Consider the following 687-nt stretch of genomic DNA (forward strand, 5'->3'; position numbering starts at 1 on the left):
CCCATGGAGCCGCCGGAGCTGTCGGCGATGATCATCCATGAGTTGGCGGCGGCGCTGGCGCACGCGCACGAAGCGGGCGTCATCCACCGCGACCTGAAGCCGGAGAACGTCATGGTGCGCGAGGACGGGGTCCTCAAGCTCATGGACTTCGGCATCGCGCGGCTCTTGGACATCGAGGACCGGATGACGGTGACGGGCGCGCTGGTGGGTTCGCCCGCGCACATGTCGCCGGAGATCATCGAGGGCCTGGAGGCCGGGCCGGAGGCGGACGTCTTCAGCCTGGGCATCATGTTCTACGCGCTGATGACGGGCCGGCTGCCGTTCACCGCGTCCAACACCACCGCGACGCTCAAGCGCATCCTGGACGGGACGTACGAGGATCCGCGCCGCCGCGTGCCCGCGCTGTCGGACGAGCTGGCGGAGATCTGCGCCACGTGCCTCCAGCGGGATCCGCAGCGGCGCTATCCCAACGCGGGCAAGCTGCGCGACGCGCTGGCGGATGCGCTCGCGGGGCTGGGGTTCTCCCGCGTGGGCGAGGAGCTCATCTCCTTCTTCGCGGATCCACCGTCGTACCAGCGGCTCGCGCGCCAGCGCATCGTCGCGGCGCTGCTGGAGCGCGGGGAGCGGCAGCTCCAGGAGAAGCGGACGCCGCACGCTCAAGACGTACCTGGACGACGGCCCCATGGA

Annotated in this window: 1 protein-coding gene; it reads left to right on the forward strand. The window is 70.5% G+C overall.

Annotation, left to right across the window (positions count from 1 at the left end):
• A partial coding sequence (locus D7V88_RS41835; RefSeq protein WP_147449167.1) for a serine/threonine-protein kinase occupies positions 1 to 687 on the forward strand: 687 nt, incomplete at both ends.

This window comes from Corallococcus terminator (assembly GCF_003611635.1).
GTDB classification, from domain to species: domain Bacteria; phylum Myxococcota; class Myxococcia; order Myxococcales; family Myxococcaceae; genus Corallococcus; species Corallococcus terminator.